The 23,768-nt window shown below is 75.9% G+C and carries 24 protein-coding genes; 13 read left to right on the top strand and 11 right to left on the bottom strand.

Features of this window, described 5'->3' with window-relative positions; all coding sequences use genetic code 11:
• Window positions 1-11: 11 nt before the first annotated feature.
• A complete protein-coding gene (locus JD78_RS22975) occupies window positions 12-572 on the bottom strand; it encodes a dehydrogenase (protein ID WP_153359281.1) in 561 nt (186 codons plus the stop codon).
• 196 nt (window positions 573-768) lie between these two features.
• Window positions 769-1,212 (bottom strand): DUF5313 family protein, encoded by a 444-nt coding sequence (locus tag JD78_RS19250; protein WP_153359332.1) that lies wholly within the window; start codon window positions 1,210-1,212, stop codon window positions 769-771.
• A gap of 84 nt (window positions 1,213-1,296) precedes the next feature.
• Here JD78_RS19250 and JD78_RS19245 point away from each other — a divergent pair, with 84 nt between their 5' ends.
• The 6 genes from JD78_RS19245 (at window position 1,297) to JD78_RS19220 (ending at window position 11,394) form a co-directional block, all read left to right on the top strand.
• Window positions 1,297-3,957 carry a putative bifunctional diguanylate cyclase/phosphodiesterase gene (locus JD78_RS19245; RefSeq protein WP_153359279.1) on the top strand — a complete coding sequence of 887 codons (2,661 nt, stop codon included), beginning with the start codon at window positions 1,297-1,299 and terminating at the stop codon, window positions 3,955-3,957.
• Complete coding sequence (locus JD78_RS19240) at window positions 3,954-6,563, top strand: diguanylate cyclase domain-containing protein (RefSeq protein ID WP_166521317.1); 2,610 nt, start codon at window positions 3,954-3,956, stop codon at window positions 6,561-6,563. Before JD78_RS19245 ends, JD78_RS19240 begins: the two co-directional genes overlap by 4 nt.
• 35 nt (window positions 6,564-6,598) lie before the next feature.
• The gene (locus JD78_RS19235) at window positions 6,599-7,408 is read left to right on the top strand and encodes an MBL fold metallo-hydrolase (protein ID WP_166521316.1); all 810 of its coding nucleotides are present in this window, start codon (window positions 6,599-6,601) and stop codon (window positions 7,406-7,408) included.
• Window positions 7,405-8,097, top strand: a complete 693-nt coding sequence (locus JD78_RS19230) for a DedA family protein (RefSeq protein WP_153359275.1) — start codon at window positions 7,405-7,407, stop codon at window positions 8,095-8,097. Before JD78_RS19235 ends, JD78_RS19230 begins: the two co-directional genes overlap by 4 nt.
• The gene (locus tag JD78_RS19225; RefSeq protein ID WP_153359273.1) at window positions 8,094-10,229 is read left to right on the top strand and encodes a phage holin family protein; all 2,136 of its coding nucleotides are present in this window, start codon (window positions 8,094-8,096) and stop codon (window positions 10,227-10,229) included. The genes JD78_RS19230 and JD78_RS19225 overlap by 4 nt, the downstream gene beginning before the upstream one ends.
• Before the next feature lie 187 nt (window positions 10,230-10,416).
• A complete protein-coding gene (locus JD78_RS19220; protein WP_153359271.1) occupies window positions 10,417-11,394 on the top strand; it encodes a glucosyl-3-phosphoglycerate synthase in 978 nt (325 codons plus the stop codon).
• Window positions 11,395-11,446: 52 nt separating this feature from the next.
• Here the strand turns inward: JD78_RS19220 and JD78_RS19215 are convergent, their stop codons facing one another.
• Window positions 11,447-12,112, bottom strand: coding sequence for an HAD family hydrolase (locus JD78_RS19215; RefSeq protein ID WP_153359269.1), 666 nt, complete (start codon window positions 12,110-12,112; stop codon window positions 11,447-11,449).
• A gap of 77 nt (window positions 12,113-12,189) precedes the next feature.
• Between JD78_RS19215 and JD78_RS19210 the strand changes: the two genes are divergently transcribed.
• Window positions 12,190-12,708, top strand: coding sequence for a DUF5946 family protein (locus JD78_RS19210; protein WP_153359267.1), 519 nt, complete (start codon window positions 12,190-12,192; stop codon window positions 12,706-12,708).
• Between the two features lie 45 nt (window positions 12,709-12,753).
• Window positions 12,754-13,437: a TetR/AcrR family transcriptional regulator gene (locus JD78_RS19205; RefSeq protein ID WP_166521315.1), complete on the top strand. Its 684-nt coding sequence runs from the start codon at window positions 12,754-12,756 to the stop codon at window positions 13,435-13,437.
• A gap of 52 nt (window positions 13,438-13,489) precedes the next feature.
• Here the strand turns inward: JD78_RS19205 and JD78_RS19200 are convergent, their stop codons facing one another.
• From JD78_RS19200 to JD78_RS19190, 3 genes are all read right to left on the bottom strand, one after another.
• Window positions 13,490-14,113, bottom strand: coding sequence for a TetR-like C-terminal domain-containing protein (locus JD78_RS19200; RefSeq protein ID WP_228395084.1), 624 nt, complete (start codon window positions 14,111-14,113; stop codon window positions 13,490-13,492).
• A 177-nt stretch (window positions 14,114-14,290) separates the two neighbouring features.
• Window positions 14,291-14,620 (bottom strand): hypothetical protein, encoded by a 330-nt coding sequence (locus JD78_RS19195; protein ID WP_153359255.1) that lies wholly within the window; start codon window positions 14,618-14,620, stop codon window positions 14,291-14,293.
• 15 nt (window positions 14,621-14,635) lie between these two features.
• Window positions 14,636-15,526, bottom strand: a complete 891-nt coding sequence (locus JD78_RS19190; RefSeq protein ID WP_153359253.1) for a 1,4-dihydroxy-2-naphthoyl-CoA synthase — start codon at window positions 15,524-15,526, stop codon at window positions 14,636-14,638.
• An 81-nt stretch (window positions 15,527-15,607) separates the two neighbouring features.
• Between JD78_RS19190 and JD78_RS19185 the strand changes: the two genes are divergently transcribed.
• Window positions 15,608-16,393, top strand: a complete 786-nt coding sequence (locus tag JD78_RS19185; protein WP_153359251.1) for an endonuclease/exonuclease/phosphatase family protein — start codon at window positions 15,608-15,610, stop codon at window positions 16,391-16,393.
• An 87-nt stretch (window positions 16,394-16,480) separates the two neighbouring features.
• On the opposite strand, the gene JD78_RS19180 is transcribed toward JD78_RS19185, so the two are convergent.
• On the bottom strand, window positions 16,481-17,155 hold the full coding sequence (locus JD78_RS19180; protein ID WP_208104158.1) for a Pr6Pr family membrane protein: 675 nt from the start codon (window positions 17,153-17,155) through the stop codon (window positions 16,481-16,483).
• A 58-nt stretch (window positions 17,156-17,213) separates the two neighbouring features.
• Window positions 17,214-17,678 carry an NUDIX domain-containing protein gene (locus tag JD78_RS19175; RefSeq protein ID WP_228395083.1) on the bottom strand — a complete coding sequence of 155 codons (465 nt, stop codon included), beginning with the start codon at window positions 17,676-17,678 and terminating at the stop codon, window positions 17,214-17,216.
• 115 nt (window positions 17,679-17,793) lie between these two features.
• On the opposite strand from JD78_RS19175, the gene JD78_RS19170 reads away from it, so the two are divergent.
• Window positions 17,794-18,147, top strand: coding sequence for a VOC family protein (locus JD78_RS19170; RefSeq protein WP_153359247.1), 354 nt, complete (start codon window positions 17,794-17,796; stop codon window positions 18,145-18,147).
• A gap of 50 nt (window positions 18,148-18,197) precedes the next feature.
• Window positions 18,198-18,494: an NIPSNAP family protein gene (locus JD78_RS19165; RefSeq protein ID WP_153359245.1), complete on the top strand. Its 297-nt coding sequence runs from the start codon at window positions 18,198-18,200 to the stop codon at window positions 18,492-18,494.
• Window positions 18,495-18,560: 66 nt separating this feature from the next.
• Here JD78_RS19165 and JD78_RS19160 read toward each other — a convergent pair whose 3' ends face one another.
• Entirely contained in the window at window positions 18,561-19,142 is a 582-nt protein-coding gene (locus JD78_RS19160) for a hypothetical protein (RefSeq protein WP_153359243.1), read from the bottom strand.
• Window positions 19,142-20,833, bottom strand: a complete 1,692-nt coding sequence (locus JD78_RS19155; RefSeq protein ID WP_153359241.1) for a PHP domain-containing protein — start codon at window positions 20,831-20,833, stop codon at window positions 19,142-19,144. Before JD78_RS19155 ends, JD78_RS19160 begins: the two co-directional genes overlap by 1 nt.
• 207 nt (window positions 20,834-21,040) lie before the next feature.
• Between JD78_RS19155 and JD78_RS19150 the strand changes: the two genes are divergently transcribed.
• Window positions 21,041-21,613: an LOG family protein gene (locus JD78_RS19150; protein ID WP_153359239.1), complete on the top strand. Its 573-nt coding sequence runs from the start codon at window positions 21,041-21,043 to the stop codon at window positions 21,611-21,613.
• Between the two features lie 3 nt (window positions 21,614-21,616).
• Complete coding sequence (locus JD78_RS19145) at window positions 21,617-22,756, top strand: NAD(P)/FAD-dependent oxidoreductase (RefSeq protein WP_228395082.1); 1,140 nt, start codon at window positions 21,617-21,619, stop codon at window positions 22,754-22,756.
• Between the two features lie 30 nt (window positions 22,757-22,786).
• Here JD78_RS19145 and JD78_RS19140 read toward each other — a convergent pair whose 3' ends face one another.
• A complete protein-coding gene (locus tag JD78_RS19140) occupies window positions 22,787-23,653 on the bottom strand; it encodes a WecB/TagA/CpsF family glycosyltransferase (protein ID WP_166521314.1) in 867 nt (288 codons plus the stop codon).
• Window positions 23,654-23,768: the final 115 nt, after the last annotated feature.

Genomic DNA, 23,768 nt, shown 5'->3' with positions numbered 1-23,768 from the left:
GTCGCGGAGTGCTATATGCGGGCCTGGTTCTCGATCTGCACCGCGCCCATGGCGCTGTACAGCTTCTTCATCAGGTAGTTCTCTTCGTTGTCCAGCGTGGCCCCGCCGAGGCTCGCGATGCCCAGCGTGCGGTTGACCTTGTGCCCGTCGACCTCGTCCTGCCAGCCCTTGCGGCGGGCATCGAGGACGCGGTCGGCGATCATCTCCATCGCCGTGTCGAGGTCCAGGTCCTCCCACTCCGTCCCGTGCGGACGGCGGTACTTGACCGTGGTGACCCGGCTCGGGCTGGTGACCAGCTGCTTGGTCGCGCTGCCCTTGGGGCACAGCCGGCCGCGGCTGATCGGCGAGTCGGGGTCGCCCTCGATCTGCACGATCTGCTCGTCCTTGACGAACACCCGCTGGCCGCAGCCCACCGCGCAGAACGGGCAGACCGTCTGCACCACCTTGTCCGCGGTCGCCGTGCGGCTGACCACCTCTTCGGTCGCCTTGCTGCGCGCGGCCTTGCCACGCCCCAGCGGATCAGGACCGGTCAGCTGCCGGAACACCGGCCACGCATCGAGCCACGTCTTCACGAGCGCGAGCTTGCCACTTGATTGCGTGCCGCGCGCGTCCGCCTCCCCCTCTGGCGCGTCGGGTCGACATCACCGCGCGGTCACCGCGCGCACAGCCGGGTCGACCCGCCCTACCGGACCCTGACCCACGCCATGACCCGGCTCGACGTCCGCCCAGCCGGGTCGACCCGCACCGGGACGACGACAGCGCGACGGGTCAGCTCTCGCCGCGATACCGGGCCGCGCGGCGGGCGGCGGCCTCGCGCTTGCGCACCGACTCCGCCGCCAGCCGCTCCTGCGCCGCCCGGTCGTGCGCGGCCGCCGCGGTACCGGCGGGGTAGCCGGCGCGCACCAGCCGGTGCTCGGTGGTCTCGGTCATGTAGGCAACGGAGAAGATCAGCCCCATCGCCACCCCGCCCAGGGCGGCCATGCCGCGGATCCAGAACGGGCCGGGCACCAGCAGGAGCACCAGGGCCACCGGGACGGCGAGCTGCACCAGTGAGCGCGCCACGTGCCGCCACGCCCAGGTCCGGGTGGTGGTGTCGTGCAGCACCCAGGGGCGGTGGCGGGCGGGCAGCCGGCCACCGAAGGCGTACTGCAGCCAGCGCAGCGGCCCGGGGCGCACCACCCGGCCGCCGTCCGGTGGGTCCGCGGGCTGCACCCCCCGTTCGTACCACTCCCCCCGACGGGTGAACGGCCGGCGCCAGGGCTGGAGCAGCACCCCCGCCGTCCCGAACACCGGGGGGTGACCTCAGGAGCGCTCGCCGCACCGGCCCGTGTCGCGGCCGCCCCGACCCGGCGCGCACCGGCCGCGCCACGGCTCGGCCGCGCGCTGCTGCTGGCCTTCGCCGTCACCCTCGCCACGGGGGTGGCCGGGCCGCTGGTGGGGTTCCTGGCTCCCGTGGCCGTCAACTTCGCGGTCATCGCCGGGGTCACCGTGCTGCTCGCCCGCAGCGCCGCCGCCAGCGCCCACCCCACGGCCTGGCGCTGGTACGCGGGGTCGGTGGGGCTCGGCGGTGCCGGCTCGGCCCTGGCCGGCGCGGTCATGCCCTGGGGGCAGTCGGCGCTGGGCAGCATCCCCGGGCAGCTGCTGGTCGTCGCCGCGGTCGTCCGCCTGATCGACCTGCGCGGGCTGCGGGCCAGCCGCGCGCAGCTGCTGACCTCCCTGGTGCTCTTCGTGATCGCCGACCTGCTGACCGTGCACACCATCTACCGGCTGACCATCGCCGGCACCGGGCTGCTGTCGCCGACGTCGACGATCAGCATGTTCGCGCTGCTGTTCACCATCGCCATCGGGACCGGTTGCTCGCTGCTGCTCGTGGCGGCCAGCCCGGCCACCGGACGGCAGGTGGGCCTGCTGGTCTTCGCCGCGCAGTGCTGCGCCTCGGTGGCTGCCGGCTTCTCCTCGGTCGCGGCGGGCCCCGGTCCGCTGGTGTACCTGGCCTGCTCGCTCAGCGTGCTCGGGCTCTGCCTGCTGACCACCGCCGGCCGCGCCGACCGGTTCGTGACCGACCACCGCGACGCCCCGCACAGCAGCTCGGCGCTGGGCGCGCTGCTGCCGCACGCCACCGCCATGGTCGGCGGCGCCCTGCTGCTGGCCAGCGTCCCGGTGACCGGCACGCTGACCATCACCGGCAGCGTGCTGGGGCTCGTCGGCCTCAGCACGCTGATGATCCACCAGGCGGTGTCCTGGCGGGCGCAGCAGCGGCTGACCGCCGAGCTGACCCGCTCCGAGGCGTACTTCCGAACGCTGGTGCGGGGCAGCGCGGACCCGGTCGTCATCCTGGACGACGAGCTGCGGGTGCGGTGGGTCTCCCCCGCCATCACCGACCTGCTCGGGCTGGACCCGCAGCGCATCGTGGGCCTCCCGATCGCCGACGCCGTCCACCCCGACGACGCCCCCGCGCTGATCACCGCGCTCGGCTCGGCGCAGCCCGACGACGCGGGCACCAAGACGCGCACCGCGCGGATCCAGCACCTGGACGGCCGCTGGCGCCTGATCCGGGCCCAGGTCCGCGACCTGCGCGGCGACCCCGACGTCGGCGCGCTGGTGCTGTACTGCCGCGACGTCAGCGCCACCGCCCCGCGCCCGGCCGACGCCGACCTCACCGCCTTCAGCACCACCGACCCGGCCACCGGCCTGCCCAACCGCTCGGCGCTCACCCAGCGGCTGACCGCGGCACTCCGGGACCCCGCGACGGGGGCCGCCGCGCTGGTGGTCATCGGCGTCGACGGGCTGCCCCCGGGCGGCGACCAGAACGTGCTGCGGGAGCTGACCACGCGCTTCAGCCGCGCCCTGCGGGGCGCCGACTGGCTGGCCCGGGCCGACGCCGACGAGTTCGCCGTGCTCGTGCAGGGCACCATCTCCGACGCCGAGACGGTGGCCGGACGGCTGGTGGACGCCGTCGAGCCGGTGCTCACCGGCGGCAGCACCGTGCGGCTGACCGCCGCCGCCGGGGTGACCTGGCTGCCCGCTGACGCCGACGCCGGGGAGACCCTCCGCCGGGCCGACCTGGCGCTGCGCAGTGCCCGCGCGGCCGGCCCCGGCCGGGTCCGCCGGCACTCCGACGCGCTGCGGATGAACCAGGACCGCGAGGAGGCGCTCCGCGCCGACCTGGCGCAGGCGCTCGGCGCCGGCCAGCTGCACCTGGTGTACCAGCCGGTGGTCGACCTGGCGCTGCACCGGACGACCTCGGTGGAGGCGCTGCTGCGCTGGCGGCACCCGGTCTACGGCGAGGTCTCCCCCGCCGAGTTCGTGCCGCTGGCCGAGGAGTCGGCGCTGATCACCGACCTCGGCCGCTGGGTGCTGCACCAGGCCACCGCCACGGTCGCCGGGCTGCCGCACGAGGACCTCGCGGTCGCCGTCAACGTCTCCGCCCGGCACCTGCGCACCGGCGAGCTGGTGGACGACGTGCTGGCGGCGCTGGAGGAGAGCGGGCTGGCCGCCTCGCGGCTGGTCCTGGAGATCACCGAGTCCGTGCTCCTCGACGACGGCCACGTGGTCGCCGACCTGGAGCTGCTGCGCCGCCTGGGCGTGCGCATCGCGGTCGACGACTTCGGCACCGGCTGGTCGTCGCTGGCCTACCTGGTCGGCCTGCCGATCGACGTGCTGAAGATGGACCGGCAGTTCCTCGCCGACGTCGAGCACGACCAGCAGCGCCGCGCGCTGTGCGCGTCGGTGCTGCACCTGGGCACCAGCCTGGGCCTGGCCGTGGTGGTCGAGGGCGTGGAGACCCCGGCCGAGCTGCAGCTGCTGCGCGACATGGGGCACCGCTTCATCCAGGGCTACCTGCTCGCCCGGCCACTGCCGGCGGCCGCGCTCACCGGTGCGCTGCCCGGCGACGAGACGGTGCCGCCGCTGGGCGCCCCGGTCCCGGCCGGTGACGACCCCGGGCTCGGGCGGTGACCGGGCCCCGCGGGCCACGACTCCGGCTGCCCGTGCTGCTCACCCTCGCCGGCCTGGCCGTCGCCCTGCCCTTCAGCCCCGCTGGTGCCCTGCCCCAGTGGGACGACGTGGTCCTCGCCCTCTTCGGCAGCTGGGCGGCCTGGCACTGCGCCCGCCTCACCCGGACGATGCACCGCCGGGACCGGCTGCCCTGGCGGGTGCTCGGGGCCAGCGCCCTGCTCTACTCGGCCGCCAGCGTGCTGGCGGCGGCCGGCAACGGCGGCTCGCCGGAGGGGCTGCGGCTGGCCGACGCGTTCATGCTGCTGGCCGCGCTCGGCCCGCTGGTCAGCGCCGCGCTGATCGGCGGCCGGGTGCGCGGCACGCGGTGGCCGATGCTGGTGATCGACGGGCTGATGGTCACCGTCGCCCTGGTGATCGTCGCCGACGTGCTGGTGCTCTCCCCCGCGCTCGCCCCCGGCGCCCTCGCGCCGCAGCTGCAGCCGGTGGTGCTGGTCTACGGCCTCTACCCCGCCGTCGTCCTCGGTGCGGTGGGGGCGCTGTGCACGGTCTCCTCCGAGGCCGTGCACCGGTCGGCGACCGCGATCATCCAGATGACCGCGCTGCTCGGGCTGGCCTCGTCGCTGGTCGCCGCACACTTCCTCGCCCCCCTCGACGTGCTGGTCGCCGTCTCCGACGTCGCCGTGCTGCTGGCCCTGGCCACCGGCCTGCGCGCGGTGGCCCTGGCTCCGACCGGTGCCACCGCGAGCGGCGAGCCGGTGCCCCGGGTGAACGCCGCAGGCGTGGCGATCGACGTCCTCGCCCTGGTGGGGGTACCGGTGACCCTGCTGCTCGCCGTCTTCCTGGATCTGCCGATCGGCACCGGCGAGGTCACCTGCACCGCCGGTCTCATCCTGCTGCTGCTGGTGCGGACCGGGCTGCGCATCCGGGAGAGCGGTCGGATGGCCCAGGACCTGCTGCGCAGCGAGGAGGACTTCCGCGGGCTGGTGGAGGCCAGCTCCGACGGCGTCGCGATCGTCGGCGCCGACCTGCGCCTGGAGTTCACCTCCCCGGCGGCCCGCACGCTGCTCGGCGTCCCCGACGGCGTCCCGCACCCGCTGCTGCTGGACCTGCTGCACGAGGAGGACCGGGCCCGCGTGGCCCGCGAGCTCACCACCGCGGCCGGCGAGGTCACCCCGGCGCTGCACCTGCGGGTGCCGTCGGCCGCCGGCGAACCCCGCGACCTGGAGGTCACCCACCACGAACGGCCCCGCAGCGGACGGCGGGTGCTGCACCTGCGCGACGTGACCACCCGCCGGCGCCGGGAGCGCGAGCTCGAGCGGATGGCCTTCACCGACCACCTGACCCGGCTGCCCAACCGCGCCCTGCTCTTCCAGGAGATGGCCCGGCCGACCACCACCGGGGACCGCTGCCTGCTGGTGCTCGACCTCGACGGGTTCAAGGCGGTCAACGACGCCGCCGGCCACGAGGCCGGCGACCAGCTGCTGATCGAGGTCGCCCGGCGGCTGGACGGCCTGGTGCGCGCCGACGACCTGGTCGCCCGGCTCGGCGGGGACGAGTTCGCCGTCCTGGTCACCGGCGCGGAGGCCGCCGCGGCCGAGGCCGCGCAGCGGATCGTCGAGGTCCTCGGCCACCCCTACCGGATCGGGGAGCAGACCTTCGTCGTCGGCGCCAGCGTCGGGCTGTCCCGGGTGCTCCCCGGCGGCGGCCAGCTCGCCTTCCGCGAGGCCGACGGCGCACTGCGCGCCGCCAAGCAGGCCGGCAAGGGCTGCTGGCGCGTGCACGACACCGACCGGGTCGCCCAGGCCGCGGCCGGCCGCGACGTCGCCGCCGCGCTGGCCGCCGGTGAGGTCCAGCTGCGCTACGACGTCGTCGCCACCAGCGACACCGGGGGCCTCACCGGCGTCCACGCGTCGCCGGTCTGGGTGCACCCGGGGCTGGGCACGCTGCCCGCGGCAGAGCTGTGGGCCGCCGCCGAACGGCAGGGCCGCAACGGCGACCTGCAGCAGTGGCTGCTGCGCCAGGCGTGCGCGGAGGTGGCGGGCCTGGAGGGCGAGCTGCAGGTCGGGTTCGACCTGCCGGCCGGCCAGGTGGAGGCCGACACCCTGGCCGGTGAGGTCACCGCGGCGCTCGCCGGGGCCGGCATGGCCCCGCGGCAGCTGGTCCTGGCCTTCGACGAGGAGGTGCTGCAGACCTCCTCGGCCGGTCTGGTCCCCGCCCTGCACGTGGTGCGCGCCGCCGGGGTCCACCTGTGCCTGACCGAGTTCGGCATGGGCTCCACCCTCTGGTCGCAGCTGGCCCGGGTGCCGCTGGACACGGTCTGGGTGGACGTGCGCGGGCTGGCCGCCCCGGGCGACGACGAGCGGACGATGAAGGTGCTCACCGCGATCGAGTCCAGCGCGGCCGCCTTCGACGTCTACACCGTGGCCGGCGGCGTGAGCAGCCCGGCGCTCTACCAGGCCATCCGCGAGCACTGCCGGATGGCGGTGACCGGTCCCGTGCTGCCCAGCGGCCTCACCCTGCCGGAGCTCGCGGCGCTGCTGCGTCACCCCGCCTCGGCCGTGGTGGCACCGGAACTGCGCGGTCCTCGTCCACGCGCGGAAGTGTGATGCCCACCCCGCCCCGTCACGCCGATACTGGCCCGGTGACCGCGCTGTCCCTGCATTACCTGGGCCACTCCACCGTGCGGGTGGAGCTGGCCGGGCGGACCGTGCTCACCGACCCGCTGCTGACCGCCGGCCTCGGACCGCTGCGCCGGGTCGCCCCGCCGCTGCCGCCGGAGAGCTGGGCCGGCGTCGACCTGGTCGTCGTCTCCCACCTGCACAACGACCACCTGCACCTGCCCTCGCTGCGCCGGCTGGGCCGGTCGACCCCGGTGGTGGTGCCCCGCGGCGCCGGGTCGTGGCTGCGCGCCCACCGGTTCACCGCCGTCGAGGAGCTCGCCCCCGGGCAGAGCCTCACCGACGGCGGGCTGACCGTCACCGCCACCGAGGCCCGGCACGCCGGGCACCGCTGGGGCCCGCGGCTCACCTCCGGCCCGCACGCCCCCGCCGTCGGCCACCTGCTGCAGGGCGCCGGGACGACGGTCTACGCCGCCGGCGACACCGACCTGTTCCCGGGCATGACCGACCTCGGCGCCGAGGGCATCGACGTCGCCGCCCTGCCGGTCTGGGGCTGGGGCCCCACGCTCGGGCCCGGCCACCTGGACCCGCCGCGCGCCGCGGAAGCGGTGCGGCTGCTGCGCCCGCGGGTCGCCGTCCCGGTGCACTGGGGCACGCTCGCCGTCGCCGGCCTCACCCGGCTGCCCAGCCCGTGGCGGGCCCGGATGCGCGCACTGCTCACCGAGCCGCCGATGCGGTTCGCCGCCGCGGTCGCCGCGGCCGGCTCGGCCACCGCCGTGGCGGTGACCGAGCCCGGGTCGCCCGTGCTGCTGCCCGCGGGGACACCGCCGTGACCGCCGACGTGCTCGCCGCCGGCTGGACCGACGCCGGCTCGATCGGCTACCCGGTGGTCTTCGGCGGCGTCCTGCTCGGCTCGATCGTGCCGGTGGTGCCCACCGGCGCCGTCGTCGGCGCGGGCGCCGCGGTCGCGCTCACCACCGACCACCTCTCGCTGCCGGTGGTGCTGGCGCTGGCCGTGCTCGGCGCCTGGCTCGGCGACGTCGTCACGTTCGCCATCTGCCGGTTCGGCGGGCCCGCCGCGGTGCGCTGGGTGGCCCGCGGGCAGCACGCGGAGCGGATCGCAGAGGTGCGCGAGCAGTTCCGCCGGCACGGCTGGCAGATCGTCGTCGTCGGCCGGCTGCTGCCGGCGGGGCGCATCCCGGTGCTGCTGGCCGCCGGGGCGCTGGCCTACCCGTGGCGCCGGCTGCTGCCCGCCTCCTTCCTCGCCGCCACCGCCTGGGCCTCGGCCTACGCGCTGCTCGGGGTGGTCAGCGGGGGAATCTTCGACTCCCCGCTCGTCGCCACGCTCATCGCCACGCTGCTGGTGCTCGCCGTCGGCCTGGTGCTCAACCTCGTCTCCCAGCACCGCTCCCGCGCCGCCACCGCCCCTCCCGACCAGCTTTCCGCGCCGGAAGCCGGGCGGGGTTCGGCGCCGAAAGCCGGGCCGGACGCCGCGGCGCCGGCCGTCTGCGAGCGGCCGTGAGCCAGGCGACGCCGTCCGGCCGGGTGCTGCGCGGCGGCCGCACCCTGGCGCGGCTGCTGCTGGTGTGGGCGGCGGTCACCGGCGCGCTGGTGCTGCTCGACGAGTGGCTGACCGGCTTCGACATGCGGGACTGGTGGCAGCCGCCGGTCGCCGCGCTGCTGCTGGGCGTGCTGGTGGCCGTCGTGTGGCCGCTGGTCGTCCGGATCGCGCTGCCGGTCGCCTTCCTCACCTTCGGCGTGAGCAGCTTCCTGCTGCTGGGCGCCGGGGTGCTGGCGGTCTTCCACGCGCTGCCCGGCGTGGAGGTGCACTCCTTCCGCACCAGCGTCGTGGTCGCCGTCGCGATGGCCGGCGTCGCCGGGGCGGTCAGCAGCGCGCTGGCGGTCAACGAGGACGAGGTGTTCTTCCGCCGCGCCCGGCGCCGGCGCGGCGTCGCCGACCTGGGCGACTGCCCACCGGGCGTGCTGTTCCTGCAGATCGACGGCCTCGGCCACGACGTCGCCCGCCGCGCCGTCCGGGACGGGTCGATGCCCACCCTCGCCGCCTGGCTGCGCGCCGACAGCCACGTGCTGCGCTCCTGGCACACCGACTGGAGCTCGCAGACCGGGGCCAGCGTCTGCGGCATCCTGCAGGGCTCCAACGACGACATCCTGGGCTTCCGCTGGTACGAGAAGGACCGCGACCACGTCGTCGCCGTCTCCCACCCGGAGGACGCCGCCGACGTCGAGCGCCGGCACTCCGACGGCCGCGGGCTGCTCGCCGGGGACGGCGCCGGCCGGGGCAACCTGTTCACCGGCGACGCCCCGCACGTCTCGCTGACGATGAGCTCGCTGGCCCTCGTCGTGCCCAGCGGTTCCCGCCGCGATCGGCGGGCGCGGGACCGCATCGGCGCCGGCTACCACGCCTACTTCGCCAACCCGGCGAACGCGCTGCGCACCCTGGCGGTGTCGCTGGTCGACGTCTACCGGGAGCTGTCGGCCGCGGCCCGGCAGCGCCGCGCGGACGTGCGGCCCCGGGTCAGCCGCGGGGGCCTCTACCCCCTCGCCCGGCCCGGCACGACGGTCATCGCCCGGGACGTCGTGGTCAACGCGCTGCTGGAGGACATGCTCGCCGGCCGCCCGGTCGTCTACGCGGACTTCCTCGGCTACGACGAGGTGGCCCACCACTCCGGCATCGAGCGGTTCGACAGCCTGGAGGTGCTGCGCAGCATCGACCAGCAGATCGGCCGGCTGTGGCGGGCCGCCCAGCTCGCGCCGCGCCGCTACCACCTCGTCTGCCTCTCCGACCACGGGCAGACCCAGGGGCAGGCCTTCGCCGACCGGTTCGGGGAGACGGTGGAGCAGCTGGTCGGGCGGCTGTGCGGCGGCCCCGTGCCGCCCGCCCCGCGGCGCCGGCTGCTGGGGCTGCGCACGCCCGCGCCGGTCGAGGACAGCCGCCGGCCCGCGGAGGCCTGGCAGGTGACCTCCGCGCTCGCCGAGGGCAGCGGGGTCGTCGCCCGCCGGCTGCGGGACCGGGTCGGGCGGGCCGCCCCCGGGGAGCCCGGCGCCAGCCCGGCCGGCGAGCACGGCGCGGTCCGCCGCGTGGCGCCCGGCGTCGTCGTCAGCGTCTCCGGCCACATGGCGCACGTGTCGTTCGCCGACCTGGCCGGCCGGGTGCCGCTGGAGACCATCGAGCGGCGGTGGCCGCACCTGCTGCCGGCCCTCGTCGACCACCCCGGCGTCGGCTTCCTGCTGGTGCACTCCACCGAGTTCGGGCCGGTCGTGCTCGGCCGGGACGGGCTGCACCGGCTCGACAGCGGCGTGGTCGTCGGCGCCGATCCGCTGGCCCCCTACGGCGAGCACGCCGCGGCGCTGGTCGCCCGGGTGTCGGGCTTCGCGCACTGCCCCGACGTGGTGATCAACAGCCGGTACGACCCGGAGACCGACGAGGCGTCCCCGTTCGAACCGCACGTGGGCTCGCACGGCGGGTTGGGCGGGCCGCAGCAGCACGGCTTCCTGCTGCACCCCCGGTCCTTCGCCGACCCGGGCGAGATCGTCGGCGCCGAGCAGCTGCACCGGGTGCTGCGCGGCTGGCTGACCGACCTCGGCCACCCCGAGCCGGCGGTCACCGACGACCGGGTTGCCACCCCGGCCTGAGCACCCGTTCGCCGAGATGGGCATCTTGGCGGAGAGACTGCGGTGTCGCGCGCCGCACACCGGACGACCGACCGTTGTTGCTGCCGTCGACGCCGCCCGTCACCCTGGACGGCGGGGGTGCGTGAAGTTCACGTGAACGACGCCCTGTTGACGTGCAGGGGGTGAGGCCGTGCCCGACAGTGGGCGGATGCGACCTGACGCCCGGGCCTGGTTCGAGCACCGCACCACGTCGGCCACCTCGCTGGCCGAGATCGACGTCGACGCCCTCCTGCTGGCCAAGCGCCGCGGCGGGCACCGCGTGAGCGTCGTCCTGCCCGCCCGGGACGAGGAGGCGACCGTCGGCACCCTGGTGCGAGATCTCGCCGACCGCTGGGTGCACGGCATCCCCCTGGTCGACGAGCTGGTCGTCATCGACTCCGACTCCACCGACGCGACCGCCGACGTCGCCCGCGCCGCCGGTGCCGACGTCGTCGCCGCCGCCGACGTGCTGCCCGCGCACGGCAACCGCCGCGGCAAGGGCGAGGCGCTGTGGAAGGGCGTGGCCGCCACCTCCGGCGACCTCGTCGTCTTCATGGACTCCGACCTGCTCGGCGACGTCAGCCACTACGTGCCGGGGCTGCTCATCCCGCTGCTCACCGACCCGCGCGTCGACTACGTCAAGGGCTGCTACACCCGGCCGCTGACCGTCGACGGCGAGCACCGCCCCGCCGGCGGGGGCCGGGTCACCGAGCTCACCGCTCGCCCGCTGCTCAACGCCCTGTGGCCGGAGCTGGCCGGGTTCGTGCAGCCACTGGGCGGGGAGTACGCCGGACGGCGCAGCGCCCTGGAGCGGGTGCCGTTCGTCTCCGGCTACGGCGTCGAGGTGGGGCTGCTGGTCGACCTGCTCGGCGTCTGCGGCCTCAACGGGCTCGCCCAGGTCGACCTGGGCACCCGCCAGCACTCGCACCAGACCGACGCGGCGCTGGGCCGGATGGCCGGGCAGATCGTCTCCACCCTGCTGGCCCGCGCCGAGCGCAGCGGGCTGGAGCCCGGCGGCCTGCTCACCCAGTTCCAGCACGACGGCGAGCGCTTCGTGCCCAGCAGCACCACCGTCGCCACCGACGAGCGCCCGCCGCTGTGCGCGGTGCCGGAGTACACCGCGCACAGCGCCGGCGTCGTCGGCTGAGCCGGAGGAGCTGAGCCGGAGGAGCTGAGCCGGAGGAGCTGAGCCGGAGGAGCTAGGCGAGCGGGGTGTCGTCCAGGGCCGCGGCGAGGTCGCCGGGGGTGTCGTAGATCCCGACCGCGCCGGCGTCCCGCAGCTCGTCGTCCCCGAAGCCGCCGGAGCGGACCACGATCGCCGGCATCCCCGCCTGCTTCGCCGCCTCGACGTCCCACACCGAGTCGCCGACCATCACCGCCGACGCGCCGGGGTCGGCGCCGATCTTCTGCAGCGCCACCTGGAGCAGGTCCGGCGCGGGCTTGGAGTTCTCGACGTCGGAGCTGGAGGTCCAGTCGTCGGCGAGGTCCCGGGCGTCCAGCAGGTCCAGGAAGGCGTCCACGTGGCGCTGCTTGCCGGAGCTGGCGAGCACCAGCCGGTGGCCCCGCTCCTTGATCGACACCAGCAGGTCGCGGGCCCCGGGCAGCGGCGCCATCTCGTCGATCACCCCGTCGACCTCCTCGCTCTGGCGGTCCCGGGCCGCGTCGCCGACGCGGCGCTCCAGCTCCTCCCCGCCGAGCGCGGTCACCAGCTGGTCCCCGCCCATCCCGATCAGCCGGTGCAGCCGCCACACCGGGTAGACCTCACCCTGGGCGCGCAACGCCCGGTACCAGGCGAGGGCGTGCTGGTAGTTCGAGTCGACGAGGGTCCCGTCGACGTCCAGGACGGCGATCGTTGGTTCAGGCATGCCCGGGGCCTGCCCATTCGCGCCCCATCTCACCCACGCTCCGCGTTCCGCACCACCGTGGGGCACGATCGGTCGGCGTGAGCCCCGTCGACCCCCGCGCAGCCGTCCATGACCCGGCCGGCCCGGCCGAGACGGCGGCCTGCCCCGGGTGCGGTGCGGTGCTCGCGGTCGTCCCCGGCCTGCCCCTCCGGCACCCCGGCGCCTCGGCCGGGTGCGCGGCGCTGTTCGCGGTCACCGTCCGCGGACTGCGTGACGAGTCGGCGCAGGACCCCCGGGCCGCCGCCCTGCTGCAGCTGGCCACCGCCGCCTACGACGCCCAGCACCTGGTCCCCGGCGAGCAGGCAGGCGCCCCGGTACGGCTGCGCCTGGTGCTCGAGCACGGCCGGCTCCCGGCCCCCGGGGAGGTCACCGACGCGCCGGCCGGGATCACCCCGCCCGCCCACTGGACGACGACCATCGCCGACCTCGCCGCCGACCTGGACGTGGTCGACCTGCCCACGCTGGTGCGGTCCTGGGCGACGGCGGTGCGGGCGGACTGGTCGCCGTCGCTCGACCGGCTGCGCACCGTCGCCGGCGGCACGCCACCCCCGGGGTGAGACCGCTACCACCGCGAACGGCGGTGGGCACCTAGATTGAGTGCCGTGACCGAGGCCACGGGGGGCCGACGGGAGCTGCGCAAGGCGCAGACCCGGGCCGAGATCCGCAGCGTCGCGCAGCGGCTGTTCGCCGAGCGCGGCTTCGACGGCGTGACCATCGCCGACGTCGCTGCCGCCGCCGACGTCGCCGTGCAGACGGTGTTCAACCACTTCCCGACGAAGGAGGACCTCTTCTTCGACGGCCGGACGCCGTGGGTGGAGGGGACCGCCGAGTCGGTGGCGCAGCGGGCGGGCGGGCAGGACCCGACGGCGGCGCTGCGGGCCTACCTGCAGGCCGACCTGACCGCCCTGCTGGAGCAGGAGACGCGGCCGGAGAACCGCAGCTACCTGGAGGCGCTGGCGCAGAGCCCCAGCCTGCAGGCGCGGGAGCGCTCACTGGTCGAGCAGGCCTGGCAGCTGGTGGCCGGCGAGCTGCTCGCGGCCACCACGGCCGACGGGACGCCGCTCTCGCCGGTGACCACGCAGTTCCTCAGCGAGCTGACCGGAGCGCTGTTCATGGTCGCCGGGCGGGTGCTCGTGCTCGAGCACCGCCGGCTGGTGCTGGCCGAACCGGCGGACGAGGCCGAGCAGGCGGAGGTGCGCAGGCACACCGAGGCCACGCTCGGCGCCCTCGAGGAGTGCCTGCGGACGCTGGCCGGACGTCTGGCCGACGGCGCGGCCGAGGCCTGACCGGCGGCCGGTGGGCCGCCGGTCCCAGGCCGCCGGTCTCAGGCCGCCGGTCTCAGGCTGTGGTGCCGCCCGGCTCGACGATCGGCATCAGCACGTCCGCGACCAGCGCCTCGACCTCGGGCACCCGGATCGGCTCGCTGCCGAAGGCGCTGTAGCGCTGCCACCACAGGGCCTGCAGCACCGACCCGAGCAGGGCGACCCGCTCGTGCGGCAGCTCACGCCCACGGGCGGCCTCCCGGGCGGCGAGCTCCCGGACGACGGCGGCCAGCGGGCGCACCAGCGACTCCTCCAGGCCGGCGCGGAGGTCCGCGTCGTGCCGGGCGGGGCCGACGAGGCTCGCCGCGGCGCGCTCCATCCGCTCCAGCGGGCGGGTCCACGGGGTCAGCAGCGCACACAGGTCGGCCCGCAGCGAACCGGCGTCGGCGGGCAGCTGCACCAGGGTGCCGGTGCTCAGGGCGTGCCGGGCGAGCGCGGCCATGGTGGGCCAGCGGCGGTAGATGCCGGCCTTCCCGGCGCGCGCACGGGCGGCGACGCGGTCGCTGTTGAGCCGCCCCCAGCCCTCGTCGGCCAGGATGTCGACCGCCACCGCGACCAGTTGCTCGGACAGTTCCGTCGACAGCGGGCGCCCCGGCGGGCGTGCGCCGGCAGGGCGGGGAGGCGCGTCTGTGGTCGTCACCGTGCAATCGTGCCCAAGAAAGTGGAGTGACCACAACAACCGCGCGCACCCACATTGAAATCACAGGTTCCGAATCGAGACCGCCCGGAGCCGGTCCAGCGCTCGCCGGAGCGCCCCGCGGCGCCTCGCCCGGCCGTGTCGCCGACCGGTGCGCGAGGCGCTGACCTGCCCGTTCGCTCAGGCGGAGGCGGCCGGCTCGACGTGTGCCCGCAGGCTGGCGCCGTCGTCGGCGGCCCATCCGGCGTCCGCCGCGGACGTGACCATCGCGTCGAAACGACCACCCCAGTCGGGGGACCGCGCCTCCCGCTCAGCGGCAGCGCGCAGCGCGGCGACGTCCAGGAAGCCCGTGCCGTCCTCCAGCCGACCCAGGCCCGCGGCGCGCAGCGCCCGGTCGCCGTCGGCGTCGGTCAGCGCCCCGAGGGCCAGGTGCAGCCGCCCCAGGTCCTCCACGTCGGCCACCCGCACCTCCGGCACCTCGTCGGCACCGGTGATCACCTCGACGATCACGTCCGCTCCTCTCGTCTACACGTGCCAGGGGAACTGGCTGAAGTCCGGATCGCGCTTCTCCAGGAACGCGTCGCGCCCCTCGACGGCCTCCTCGGCCATGTAGGCCAGCCGGGTGGTCTCCCCGGCGAACAGCTGCTGACCGACCAGCCCGTCGTCGATCAGGTTGAACGAGTACTTCAGCATCCGCTGGGCCGTGGGGCTCTTGGCGACGATCCGCCGCCCCCAGTCCAGCGCGGTGGCCTCCAGCTCGGCGTGCGGCACCACCCGGTTGACCATGCCCATGCCGTGCGCGTCGGCGGCGGAGTACTCGTCACCCAGGAAGAAGATCTCCCGGGCGAACTTCTGCCCCACCTGGCGCGCGAGGTAGGCCGAGCCGAAGCCCCCGTCGAAGCTGCCGACGTCGGCGTCGGTCTGCTTGAACCGGGCGTGCTCGGCACTGGCGAGCGTGAGGTCGGCGACGACGTGCAGGCTGTGCCCGCCGCCGGCCGCCCAGCCGGGCACCACGCAGACGACGACCTTGGGCATGAACCGGATCAGCCGCTGCACCTCCAGGACGTGCAGCCGGCCGCTCGCCCCCGCGGCGGACTCGTACCCGTACCGGCCGCGCACCCGCTGGTCGCCACCGGAGCAGAACGCCCAGCCGCCGTCCTTGGGGCTCGGGCCGTTGCCGGTGAGCAGCACGCAGCCGACGTCGCGGGCCAGCCGGGCGTGCTCGAGCACGGCGAGCAGCTGGTCGACCGTCTCCGGCCGGAAGGCGTTGCGCACCTCGGGGCGGTCGAAGGCCACCCGGACGACGCCGGCGTCGACGGCCCGGTGGTAGGTGAGGTCGGTCAGGCCCTCGAAGCCGGGGACCACCTGCCACGCCGTGGGGTCGAAGATCTCCGAGACGTCCTCGCGTGCGCTCACCCGGCGAACCTATCCGCCGCGCCGCGCCGCCGCCTCGGCCGACCACTGCGGGCCGCCTGCCACCCGGCTACCGTCGCCTCCGTGCGGGTCGGGACGCTGAACCTCGCCTCCGGCCGCGACGCCCGGGGCAGCTCGCTGGACCCCGCCGCACTGCGCGCCGCCCTCGGCGACGTCGACGTCGACGTGCTGGCCGTGCAGGAGGTCGACGTCGGCCAGCCCCGCTCGCGGCACACCGACCAGCCGGCCGAGGTCGCCGCCGCCCTCGGCGCCACCGACTGGCGGTTCGCCGCCGCGGTGGCCGGCACCCCGGACCCGTTCCGCAGCTGGTCACCGGCGGCGGCCGGGCTGCGCGGGCCCGGCGACGGCGCCGACGGCCCGCACTACGGGATCGCGCTGTTCAGCCGGCTGCCGGTGCGGCGCTGGTCGGTGCACGCGCTGGGCGCCGGCCGGGCCCGGCTGCCGCTGCAGGCCCCCGACCCGCGCACCGGCCGGAACCGCCTGTGGTGGTTCCCCGACGAGCCGCGGCTGGCGATCGCCGCGGAGCTCGACGGGTGCACGGTGGTCGGCACCCACCTCTCCTTCGCCCCGCACACGGCGGTGCGCCAGCTGCTGCGGCTGCGCCGCTGGGCGGCCGGGCTGCCGGGGCCGGTGGTGCTGGCCGGCGATCTGAACCTGATCGGGCCGCTGCCGGCGCGGGTGTGGGGCGGCCGGCGCCTGGTCGCCGAGCACACCTACCCGGCGCCGGCGCCGCGCGTGCAGTTCGACCACCTGCTCGGCTCTCCCGACGTGCGGGCGCACGATCCGCGGGTGCGCCAGCTGGTCTTCGGGGACCACCGGCTGGTCACCGCGACCATCAGCCGGCGCTGACCCGCCGGGTCCGCGACAGCTGCGGTCTCGTGGCTTCCCGGACCGGGAGGCCACGAGACCGCAGACCTCGCCGCCGGCGGACCGCGTTCAGCGGCTGGGCACCGGCACGCGCTCTCCGCCGGTGGCCGGCAGCCGCCGGTCCAGCACGCCGACGACCAGCAGGAACGCCACCGCCAGCGCCACGACGACGCCGAGGTTGCGCAGCGCGGTGCCGTAGCCCAGGGCCTGGGCGTCGAGGAAGCCGTACGGGTACCAGCCGGTCAGCGCCCCGTGCGCGAGCGTGTAGGCGATCCACGCGAGCGGCCAGGCCAGCGCGGCGACGATCGTCGCGCCGCTGACCCGCGGCCGGGGCCCGAACACCAGCCAGCCGACGACGGCGACCACCGGGACGACGTAGTGCGTGCCGGCGTTGGTCCACCAGCCGAGCCCCTGCGGGTGGGTCGTGGGCGCCAGCACGACGGCGAACACCAGCCCGGTCACCGAGATGCCCAGCAGCGCGTCCAGCCGCACCACCCGCCAGATCCGGCCGTCGTGCTCCGGGTCGCGGACCAGCGGCAGCGCGGCGGCCAGCACCAGCAGGTTGGACTGGATGGTGAACCAGCTCAGGAAGCGGACCACCCGGGCCAGCACCCCGGCGTCGCTGCCGGTGTCGGCCAGTGCGCGCACCAGCTCGGTGCCCACCGAGGCGGCGACCACGAGGGCGAGGACCGCCCACCAGACGCGGGCGGCCGGGGTCCGGGAGCTGGGCACGGCATCGGTCACCCGGTCAACGTCGGCCGGGCGGCGCCGAAGTCCAGCCGGGCGACGTCGGCCCGGTGGATCAACCCAGCAGCGGCAGCAGCACCGGCAGCGAGGCGGCCAGGCCCGGGTGCAGCAGCACGTCGGGCAGCGCCGCGACCCGGAACCAGCCGACGCCCGCGCTCTCGTCGCTGAGCACCAGGTCCGCGGCGTCGAGCGGGCCGGCGGGGGCGGCCAGCACCGTCGTGTAGCGCCAGCCCCCGTGGTCGTCGACCGACTCCGCCCCGAGCACCAGGTCCGCCGGGTGCAGCCCCAGCTCCTCCCCCGCCTCCCGCAGCGCGCCGTCGGCGGCGGACTCGGCGGGGTGCAGCGCGCCGCCCGGGGTGCCCCAGGTGCCGCCGTGGTGCGACCAGCCCACGCGCAGCTGCAGCAGCACCTCGACGCCGTCGACGCCGGGCCGGTGCACCAGCAGGCCGGCGGCGCCGGCCAGCCCCCAGTGCCGGTGCCCGAGCGCGCAGGTGGTCCAGCCGTCGGTCGCGGAACGCACCGCCGTCCTCTCGCCGTCGTGGTCGGGCCCGCCAGTGTGCCGCGCCGGGACGGCGGTTGCCCCCTGGCGGTCCGGGGAACCAGCCGGGCACCACCTGATCGAGCAGAGGAGAGTCATGGCCAGCGGAGTCGCGAGCGTCTGGGTGCCGGTGTCGGACATGGACCGGGCCCGGGCGTTCTACCGGGACACCCTGGGGTTGCCCGAGACCAAGACCGACGAGGACTGGAGCGAGTTCGACGCCGGCGGCGTGATGATCGGGCTCAACGGCCGGGAGAGCGCCCGGTCGGCGGACGGCGGAGCGGTCATCACCTTCCAGCCCGACGGCGACCTGGACGACGAGGTGGCGGCGCTGCGCGACAAGGGCGTCCAGTTCACCGGTGGGATCAGCGACCACCCGTGGGGCCGGATCGCGCCGTTCAAGGACTCCGAGGGCAACGACCTGCAGTTCTACGGGCCGCCGTCCGCCTGATCGGCGCCCCTGCGCCGGGCCCGCGGCGGGCCCGGCGCAGGATGGGCGGCATGGAGACCGTGCAGCTGCGCCGCTACCAGCTCGAGCCCGGTCGGATGGCCGACTTCCTGGCCTGGTTCCCGACCCTCACCCCGGTGCGGGAGCAGTACGGCTTCCGGCTGCTGTTCGCCCTCGCCGACCACGAGCACGAGACGTTCACCTGGGCGGTCGCGCACGACGGCGACGAGGCCGAGTTCCGCCGGGTCGAGGCCGGGTACAACGCCTCACCCGAGCGGGCGCGGGTGTTCGAGACGTTCCCGGCGTGCATCGCCACGATGGAGATCGGCTTCGCCACCCCCGTCACCTGAGGGCAGAAATGGCCATTTCCGCCCCCCTCGGGGAGGGCGGAAACGGCCATTCCTGCGGAACGGGGGTCAGTGCCCGCCCTCGCAGCAGACGTGCGGGTTCTCGATCTCGAACGGCGTGAACACCCCGCCGACGGCCCGCTCGACCAGCAGCGTCATCCGCCCACCGGTCAGCTGCGGCCGCAGGAAGCCGTTCGGCCCGGCGTCCACGACGTCGTCCGGGCCGACCGTCGCGCCCACCGCCCGGACCTCCTCGATCGGGGTGGTGGAGACCAGCTCGGCCACCGCCACCCGCCCCCGGACGCCGTCGGCACCGGGGAAGCGGAGCACCCGCCCGGCCACCGCGGAGGGTGCCTCGGCCAGCGCCGTCCGGGCCGGAGCGCCGTCCGGGTCGTCCCCGTCGGCGTCCACCAGCACCGGCCCGCCCAGTGCACGGGCGAGCGCGGCCCGGGTCGCCGCCGGGTCGGCCGGCGGGCCGGAGAGCCGGATCGACACCCCGGTCCGGGGGTCCGCGGCGGAGCGGTCCACGTGCGTGCAGACCAGCTCCGCCGCGGCCCCGGACCCGGACAGGGCCCGGTCGACGGCCGCCAGCAGGTGGGCGTCCGCGGGTTCACGCTCCGCGACCGCCCCGCCCCACCAGAGGCCTGCCATCAGATGGCGTCGACGAAGACCGGGTTCGCGTAGAACCAGAGGTCCTCCCACGGGTTGGCGTCGCCGATGACGTCCATCGACGGGTTGCCGTTCGCGTCGAGCTGCTTGCCGTCGCTGCCCCGCAGCCGCACGTAGAACGAGCGGTCCACCTTCGTGAAGGTGTGCTCGAAGGTCCACTGCGCCCGGCCGGTGCCGACCTCGAAGGTCTTCACCACGCGGGTCTCCGGGGCGGTGAAGGTGTCCCGGTCGCTCGCGGCACCGGTGACCGGGCCGCTGATCACGTCGACCTTGGCGAGCTTCGGCACGTCGCCGTTGGCGTTGGCGCCACCGGCCACCTTCACCGTGATGGTCACCGTGACGTCGCCGCCCCGGCGGACCCAGGTACGGCCGCCCAGGGTGGCGCCCTGCGCGTCACCGTGGTTCGCCGAACGGACCCGCACGTCGAGGGCTTCGATGAGCCGGCCGTGCACCGCGACGATCTTGCCGGCCTGCAGGCCCTGCATGATGCCGACGTAGGAGCGGGAGTCCGAGCCCACCAGGGTGCTGCTGTACTGGCCGGGCCAGAAGTCCCCGTACTCGGTGATCGGCCGGCCGGTGTCGACGGCGGGGCCCTTCGTGCCGTTGGTGTTGAAGTCCAGCGGCCCCTGGACGCGGGTGTCCCGGAAGACCCGGTGCGAGTCCGACGTCGCGGTGACCCACCAGGGCTTGCCCTCGGCCAGCAGCGAGTCCCACATGCCGCCGACGGTGGAGGTCATCCAGTCGAAGCCACCGAAGGTGCGGTAGGACTCCGGCGGGTAGGGGATGAACCGGTCCGCCCGCTGGCCGGCGTTGTCGTAGTAGCCGCGGCCGCTGCCGGGGCCACCCTGCGAGGTGGGGATGCCGGCGGCCTGGTGCCCGGGGGCGCCCTCCATGCCGACGGCGACCTGCGGGGCGGCGTCGCGCCAGTTGCGCATCTCGTGCGGGCTGTCGATGCCCTGACGGCTGGGGTGGTTGGCGAACATCAGCGCGATCTCGGTGCGCCGGTTGCGGACCTGGTTGTCCAGGTACTTCAGCGCCTCGATCGCGTAGGGCTCGACGTTGCCGGTGACACCCCGGGACGACAGCACGCTGCCGTCGTAGCCGGCCTCGAAGGCCTTGAGGATGTCGACGGTCGCGCTGCCCGGGGGCAGCATGACGGTGGCGTGCTCGGCGCCCGGGATGTTCCACTCCAGGCCCTGGTAGATGAACGTGCCCGCGTACTGGCGGCGGACCTTCTCGATCTCCGGGGTGATCTTGTCGATCGAGAGCTTCTGGTGGGCGACGCCGCCGTGGTCGGTGATGACCATCCAGCTCAGGCCGTACTGGCGGCCCTTGATCACCTGGTCGAGGACCTCGTACTGCGCGTCCGGCGAGTACTTGGTGTGGATGTGGTGGTCACCGGCGTAGTACTGCGAACGCCCGGTCCAGGCGTTGGTCGTGGTGCCGGCCTCCGCGGCGCGGGCGACGCCCTGCCCCAGGCCCGCGACCCCACCGCCGACGGCGGCAGCGGCCCCCGCGACGGCGGCCGCGGTGGCCAGGAAGGCGCGGCGCGAGACCGACAGCGGGTCGTCGGCGGCCGGGTCGGCCCAGGTGCCCTCGACGCCGGCGACGTCGCCGTGGTGGTGGTCGTGATCGTGGTGGTGGTGGTGACCGTGGTCGTGACCGTGGCTCATGTTCTGCTCCCGCATCGTCCGTGGCGCATCCGTCGGCGGGGACTCTGCGGGGCGTCCCCCACGAACGGGTGACACGGAGTGCCACTTCGGGTGAACACTCCGGTTCGCTGCGTGGCAACTCGCTTGTTGCGAGGAGTTCGCAGTGGAACCGGCAGTAGCGCGGGCCGCGCCCGCGCGCCCGGAGGACCGGGTGCCTAGGGTCCGTACGTGCGCATCGCCGTCTTCACCGGCTCCCAGGCCGGCCCGCCAAGCCACCAGCGGGCCGCTGCCGCCTTCGCCACCGACCTCGCCGACTCGGGGGTGGGCATCGTCTACGGCGGCGGGCGCGTCGGCCTGATGGGCGTCGTCGCCGACGCGGCGCTGGCCGCCGGCGGCGAGGTGGTCGGGGTGATCCCCCAGCACCTGGTGGACGACGAGCTGGCGCACCCCGGGCTCCCCCGGCTGGAGGTCGTGCAGACGATGCACGAGCGCAAGGCCGCGATGGCCGGCCTCGCCGACGCGTTCGTCGCCCTGCCCGGCGCCGCCGGCACCCTCGAGGAGCTCTTCGAGGCGTGGACCTGGGGGATGCTCGGGCTGCACGCCAAGCCGACCGCGCTCCTCGACGTCGACGGCTTCTGGCAGCCGCAGCTGGCCCAGCTGCGGCGGATGGTCGACGACGGCTACCTGGCGGCGAACCGGCTCGACGCGCTCGGGGTGGTGCACGACGCGGCCGGCCTGCTGGCCTTCGTCGCGGGCTACGAGCACCCGCCCCGCAAGTGGACCCCCGTCCCGGCCGCCTGAGCCGTGCCTGACGTGCCGCACGTCGACGTCCTGGTCGTCGGGGGCGGGCCGGCCGGGGCCGCGTGCGCCGCGGCGGCCCGACGGGCGGCGCCGGACGCCGACGTGCTGGTCGTCGACCGGGCGGACTTCCCCCGGGACAAGGTGTGCGGGGACGGCGTGGCCCCCGAGGCGCTGGACGTGCTCGCCGCGCTCGGTGTGGACGTCGCCGCGCTGACCGACGGTTTCCCCGGGGTGCCGCGGCTGCGGCTGACCGGGCCCGGCGGGGACGTCGTCGAGCGGACCACCCGCCGCCCGTCGGTGGTGGTGCCGCGCGCGGTGCTCGACGGCCGGCTGCTGGACCAGGTCCTGGCCGGCGGGATGTGCGGAGGAGGGGTGCGCTTCGCCCGGCACACGGTGCGCTCGGTGACCGACCGGGGCGACCGGGTCGACGTCGACGGACGCTGGACGGCGTCCGTGGTGGTGGGCGCCGACGGGGCGGAGTCCGCCGTCCGGCGGGCGCTGGGGGTGCCGCCGAACCGGGCCGACCGGCTGGCGGTGGCGATCCGCGGCTATGCCCCCGAGCCGCCCGGCCAGGCCGGCGTGCAGGTGGTGACCACCACCGACCAGCGCTGGCCGGCCTACGCCTGGTCGTTCCCGATCGGCGACGGCCGTGCCAACGTCGGGTACGGGGAGCTCGTGTCGGGCGGGGTCACCCGGGCCGAGCTGGTCGCGGGGCTGCACCGGCTGCTGCCGGGGGTCGAGCCCGAGGGGCTGCGCGCGCACCGGCTGCCGCTGTCGACCGGGCACCCGCGCACCCCCGACGGCCGGGTGCTGCTGGCCGGGGACGCGCGCTCGCTGATCAACCCGCTGACCGGCGAGGGCATCTTCTACGCGGTGCTGTCCGGCGCGCTCGCCGGGCTCGCGGCCGTCCACGGTGACCGGGCGGGGGCCGTGCACCGGGCGATGCTGGCCCGGCGGCTGGGCGGCCACCTGCGGTCGGTGCGCGCCGCCTCGCAGCTGTCCCGCTGGCCGAGGCTGATGGACGGCGTCGTCCGGGCGGCCGCCGCGGACGGGGCGGTCTTCGACGACGTCGTCGCGCTGGGGCTGGCCGACGGCCGGCTCACCGCCGGCACGCTGGCCGCCACGGCCCGCCGGCTGCGCTGACGTCGTCCGGCGGTGCGCCGCGGCGCCCGGTCAGGAGGTGCTGGCCTCCGGCTCCCACGGGTCGGCGTCCGGCCAGGCGTAGCAGCGGAGCCGCTGGAAGCCCGGCGCGGCCAGGACCCCGGCGCGCAGCACCGAACGCGCGCGGAACGCCGCCACCGCGTCGACAGAGTACCGCCGCCACATCCGCCGGGGCTCCCGCGCCAGCCGGACCAGCCAGTTGAGCTTGAGCGGGTAGGCCCACCGGGGGTAGTAGCCCTCCTGCTGCACCTGGTCCAGGAAGCCACCGCAGGTGAGCACCAGGCCACGCGACAGATGGCGGGCGACCTCGAGGACGAACTGGTCCTGCAGGGGCGCCCCGAGACCGGCCAGGACCACGGTCGGCCGGGTCCGGGCCGTCCATTCCTCCAGCTCGTCCGCGGACGGCCGGCCCGCGTAGCCGTCCAGGACCGCGACCAGCTCGCCGTCCGGGGGCAGCAACGCGGACACCGCGCGCCGCAGGCTCGCCAGGTCCTCCGGACGGCCGCCGACGACGGCGACGCGTGGCGCGCGCAGCCGGCCCAGCAGCTCCGGGAGGACCAGGTCCGCACTCGTGCGGGGCACCAGGTCCGCGCCGAGCAGGCGACGCAGCAGGAGCCCGTCCACACCGAGGTAGGTGAGCCGCCCCAGCACCTCGGGTGCCGAGTCCAGCACCCGCAGGGCGCTGTGGTGGTTGACCCAGGAGACGGTGACCACGGGCTGCCGGGTGTCGTGCAGCCGGGCCAGGTGCTCCGCGACCTCGGCGACGGGGTCCGCCGAGGGGTCCGGAGCCGGCCGGGTGACCGGCAGGCCGCGACGGCGGGAGCGCTCGGCGACGAGGTCGACGACCGAGCCGAGCGGTGGGGTGTCCGGGCTGCGCACGTGCTGTCCTCGCCTCGTCCGATCTTGTGGTGCACAGCCATACCAGTCGCTGCGGAGCCCCCGTGCTCCTGCGCGGCCGGGGATGTCACCCGCGGGGGTGGGTCGGCAGCTGCCG

Source organism: Modestobacter roseus (genome assembly GCF_007994135.1).
GTDB classification, from domain to species: domain Bacteria; phylum Actinomycetota; class Actinomycetes; order Mycobacteriales; family Geodermatophilaceae; genus Modestobacter; species Modestobacter roseus.
The sequence above is the reverse complement of the archived record's forward strand: the minus strand, read 5'-3'. Positions and strand labels throughout refer to the sequence as shown.